Annotated in this window: 4 protein-coding genes; 1 reads left to right on the forward strand and 3 read right to left on the reverse strand. The window is 58.8% G+C overall.

The genetic code is table 11. The annotated features are described in order from the left end of the window. Window positions 1-487, forward strand: a 487-nt coding sequence (locus tag VEJ16_07095) for a DUF2083 domain-containing protein (protein ID HYB09419.1), incomplete at its 5' end; no start/stop codon positions are given. Window positions 488-510: 23 nt separating this feature from the next. Here the strand turns inward: VEJ16_07095 and VEJ16_07100 are convergent. From VEJ16_07100 to VEJ16_07110, 3 genes are all read right to left on the reverse strand, one after another. Further along, the gene (locus VEJ16_07100) at window positions 511-1,182 is read right to left on the reverse strand and encodes a response regulator transcription factor (GenBank protein ID HYB09420.1); all 672 of its coding nucleotides are present in this window, start codon (window positions 1,180-1,182) and stop codon (window positions 511-513) included. Beyond that, window positions 1,179-2,588, reverse strand: a complete 1,410-nt coding sequence (locus VEJ16_07105) for a histidine kinase (GenBank protein HYB09421.1) — start codon at window positions 2,586-2,588, stop codon at window positions 1,179-1,181. Before VEJ16_07105 ends, VEJ16_07100 begins: the two co-directional genes overlap by 4 nt. 800 nt (window positions 2,589-3,388) lie before the next feature. Next, the gene (locus VEJ16_07110; protein ID HYB09422.1) at window positions 3,389-3,652 is read right to left on the reverse strand and encodes a hypothetical protein; all 264 of its coding nucleotides are present in this window, start codon (window positions 3,650-3,652) and stop codon (window positions 3,389-3,391) included. Window positions 3,653-4,938: the final 1,286 nt, after the last annotated feature.

Genomic DNA, 4,938 nt, shown 5'->3' on the forward strand with positions numbered 1-4,938 from the left:
TCTCACGACGCTGCAGCGGCCTGGCGCGGAGGGCGTGCCGTTCTTCTTCCTGCGCGTCGACAAAGCGGGCAACGTCACCAAGCGGTTCAACTCCACCTCGTTCCACCTCGCTGAATACGGCGGCGCCTGCCCGGTGTGGAAGGTGCACATGGCCTTCCGTTCGGCCGGCGTCATCATTCCGCAATTCGTCGAAATGCCGGACGGCGACCGCTTCTTCACCATCAACCGCACTGTCGATCGTCCTGCGGTCAACTCCGAAACGCAGGACCACCGGCTCGCTATCTCGCTCGGCTGCGAGCTCAAACATGCGAAGAGGCTCGGTTATGCGGCGGCCTTTAATGTCGACGACGAGCGCATGTTCAGTCGAATCGGCATCAATTGCCACGTCTGCCCGCGCCAAGCCTGTTCGCAGCGCGCCCACCAGCCGCTTTTCATGGACTTGCCGCTGGACACCAACCGGCGCGGCAACACCAGATACGAGAGCTGAGATCTTCGCAAAAACCGGAACGACTATTTGCCGGAATCGGCTGCCGGGGAGACGGGCTCAACCAGACCTTGCCGAAGACCGAAATAGAGCAGCTCGATATCGGTATCCACGCCGAGCTTCGACTTGATCGCATAGTGGTAGTTCGCCACGGTCTTGCGGCTGAGGTTCAGCGCCGAGGCGATCTCATCGGTTGATTTAGCGTCCAAGATCATGCGGAAAATTTCGAACTCGCGCGGTGAAAGTCCGTGCAGTCCCGTTTTTTCATCCTGCACCCGATCAAATGCGAGTGCCTCGCTGATCTCGGGACAAATGGCGAGCCGGCCTTCGGCAATATCGCGCACTGCCCTCACGAGAAGGTCGGGTGGGCTAGTTTTGGTGATGTACCCTTTGGCCCCGGCGCGAAAGGCCTGCAGGGCGTAAGCGGCCCCGCTATGCATCGTGAACACAAGGACCCGCGCCTGAGCGTCGAACTCGCGGATATGCTCGATTGCATCGATGCCGCCGCGGCCCGGCATCGAAATATCCATGATGACGACATCCGGCCGTGTATCCTTGTAGCATCGATAGCCCGATGCAGCGTCGCCGGCTTCGCCGACGACTATCAGGCCTTCGTGCTTCGCGAGGAGCGAGCGGTAGCCTTCGCGAACGACGGCGTGGTCGTCCACAATAAGGATTCGGATTGTTTTCCGGCTCATTGGATGAGTTCCACGGGGGCTTCAAATGGAATCATAGCATGAAGCTTGAAGCCCTTATCGTCGAGGTCGATGACATCCAGTGTTCCACCGAGCGCCATCACGCGTTCGCGCATCCCGATGAGCCCCAGCCCGCTCCCTTGCGCGGCAATTCCGCTCTCAACTGCTCCACACCCATCGTCCTCGATCGTCAGCGCCAGCCAACGTCGCGCAGGCGAGGTGTGTTCCCCGGCCTCCCGACTTAAGTTGAGAGCGACGCGCGCATGCCCGGCGTGCGCATGCTTATTGATGTTGGTCAGTCCCTCCTGGACGATTCGATAGACATGGGACGCCGCCGTGGGGGGCAGCACGCGGAGGTCGCCGTCGATTTCGAGCGAAATTTTCAATTGCCCCTCGGCTTGCCGTTCTTGATCCCTGGCCAGAGTCGCAAGGCTGGCGGCGAGCCCAAAATCATCGATTTCAGGCGGACGAAGCGTCCGCAAAGTGGCGCGGAGCGATCTCATCACGGCCGTCGAAATCCGCGAGAGATTGTTTGCCTCCGGCACGAGCGCGGGGCACGCGGTCTCGGCCGTCGCCTTGATCGATGCCGCCACCGCACTCATGGCGCTGAGATTTTGAGCGAGTTCATCGTGCAGATCGCGCGCCAAATCGAGCCGCTCCTGCTCTTGATTGTCGACGAGCTTGGCAGCAAGCTCCCGCTTTTCGCGGGTTGTCCGGTCGAGGCTTGCTGCGAGCGTGTTGAACACCTCGCTGATGCGTTGTAGCTCGATCAACCGGAAGTTCGGCAATCGGCACGATAGATCGCCGTGCGCCAGCCTGTCGAGGCCGGCCAAAATATCCTTTGTCGGACGTAGCGCTCGGCTAATTGCGCCATATTGCAAAATGCAAATCGCTCCGATGACGAGCCCGGTAAGCCCAAGAAGCCCTGAGACTTCTTTCCAGATTGCGGCGACAATGGCTGCACTCTCCATGGTGACGGTCACCGTTCCATAGGTCTTGCCATGGTAAGAAATAGGACGAACAACGTCGGCCTGCCCTGCGGGAATCCAATCGAAGAGTGCGGCAAACCAATCTGGCGGCTTGCCGACGCTGCGATTGAACCCGATACAGCTCGATCGCGCGAGATTTCCATCCGCTCTGGTGTATTCTACGCACTGGCCCGCACTCTGGAGGACTTCAGTTACGAGATCCAAGTCGGGGAAGCGGTTCGCCAGGGTTTTGTTCATCTCGATGCGAGAAAGCTGGATCTGCAGCTGCCGAACGAGCAAATCGGCGACATGCTCGTTGAGCTGGCGAACGTCACGATAGGTCCCGAATAGCGCGAGTGCCGCAGCGATGAGAAAGCAAAGCAAGGCAACGGCTACCACGCGGCGCGTCAGTGACGACTTGAGATCGAGATTAGGAGCCATATCGCGGGTTCTGTAACCGCATCCTACCGCAACCACAGATTGCTCGAGGGGTTGAGCGATATAAACCTATGGCGCGGCTTCGGCCTAAAGTTAAGCGGCGCCGCGCAACGGGCAATTTGCCCAAAGCTTCTCAGGCAAAACTCTGTTTCCCTTCTGGCTGCGGCAGCCAATTTATAGCAGCGTCCGTCCCCTGTAACACGGAAGGAAAGCACGCCATGTCATGGACAACTCCAACGCTCGTCGAAATGTGCGTCGGCCTTGAGATCAACGGGTATCTCCCCGCTGAGTTTTGAGCGACATCTCGGTCTCGCGACTGGGATTTGTCAATTGGCAGCAGTGAGCAGTCCTGGCCGCTATGTCCGAGCGTTCGCGTCCCGGTACTCGGTGGCTATGTTGTGTCAGGCGCCGAGGAGGCTAGGCGCCGAAGCGCAGGCGCCCAAGCCGGGATGGCCGCGGTCGAGGAGTGAAGTCATCCCTGCCTGATGCTTATATCCTATTAGTGCAAGTGAACCCCGGGCGATGTCCCGGGGTTTTCATTTCAACGCTCCGACGCAGCTCAACTTGCTCCGACGCAGCTCCGGACTAGACCCTTTCAATTGTCGTCGTGTGCTGCGGCGCGCCCAGGCGAGCTAACCAAGCTGGAATCAATCCCAGTTCAGCGGTAACAATGCGACAGCTTCTCGTGCCATCTGGCGTCCTCGCCAAACGGGCTGCGCAGCGCTCCATCTTTCACCTGATGAATCACCTTTATGAGTTCGGTGACCTTGCGGCGCCAGCGCGCAGCATCTTTTGCAGATCGCTCATGAATTGTAACGAAAAAGTCCTAACAGCCGTCGCAGCAATCCCACGGGAGCTTGAGGTGCCTCAGGCGCCTCCTTGCGTTCGCGTTCAAGTTTCTCGGCCTCAGCGATCTGCTCAGGAGTCATTTCGTCCCGTCGCGACGCCATTTCCAGCCAATTTTGCGCCAGTTCGAGGCACGCTATGCGATCTGCCTCGGTCTTGGCCTCGCTGGCCAAGCGGTAGCATTTTTCAGCCAATTTGCTGTAGTCATTGGAGGTGGACATGGATGCCCCTCCCTACACACAGTCGCGAATACTATCAGCCCACCAGCCGCCCATAGCAACGCTAAAGCACAGCCGCGCGCGTTAGCCGTCGGAACAGGGGCAAAGGGGAGGTTCGGCGGAAGCCGCATCGATCGAAGCGGAGGAAAGCGATGAGGTGTTTCTTTTCGCGTTGATGCTGCTTGGCACCGTAGTTACTGCCGCGCGCGCAGGACGATATTCCGGACCTTAAGGGTACCTGGTCGGGAAAACGCAAGGCGATCGTCTTTGGCAACAATCTGCACCACCCCCCCCGGGGGGACCCAAACGGTGGCCGATCCGCCGCGCGTGCACGAAATCGATGCGACCTATGTCGTTGAGCGTCAAGACGGACGAGATACCGAGGACGCGACGCATCGGCATGGCCTCCCAAGGAAGTACGTTGCGCATCCTTCGAGACATCATGGCATTTCCGCTACAGTGAATGATTATTTTCTGACGACAAGCCATACGTCATGTTGCGGTCAACATCGATCAAGGCGCCGGGATTTTTGATCAGTAGCACGGCCATGGAAGCAAGTGCGTTCTCCTACAATCCAATGTTGGATTAATGCGATAGATGATGATGGACAGCGTCGTTATTGCCACCTGCGGCGCGCGACGATTCATCATCAATTGATCACTCGACTTACGCAATTCGGCCCTGACTGTAGATTCTAATGCTGGTCTCGGGGGTAGGGGGACAAGCGGCCGGTAGTCGGCCTCGATTTCCGGGTTCGGCGGGCGCCTCTCAGCAGATCCATGACGAGTTTCGTGCGAAGTCCGGATTACGTCGGGTTGAAGCCGATATGGAAAGGGAACCTCCGCTTGTTTCTCTTGGCCGCCATGATCGTCCAGCGAGCATTTCTGCCTTCATTGCCAAATGAAAACAGCGAATCTGCTCACGCTTGTTGTCGGCCGTCACGCATCTCGCGCACACGATGATGCCGCGCCCGAGCGGCGGCATTTTCGGCCGCCTTGGCTAGTGGAAGATCTGGCGAGTTGCTTTGTCGTCAAAACGCGAGGCGGTCAGGAACTGGCCTACATCTACTACGAAGACGACCCCAGACGCCGGTTGATCGTGAAGCTCCTTAGCCGCGATGAAGCGCGGCGAGTAGCGGCTGCCATCGCCAAGCTGCCGGAAGTTGTGTAAAGGCCAAAGTGCCGGACGAAGAGCGCGCGATTGTTTGTCGTCACAGACGCCCGGTAAAAAGTCCCTGGCAGGCCGCGGCGAAGTTCGGCGGAGCGCGCAGGGCGAGTGAGCTTTCGGT

The sequence above is a fragment of the Alphaproteobacteria bacterium genome, assembly GCA_035625915.1.
Classification (GTDB): domain Bacteria; phylum Pseudomonadota; class Alphaproteobacteria; order JACZXZ01; family JACZXZ01; genus DATDHA01.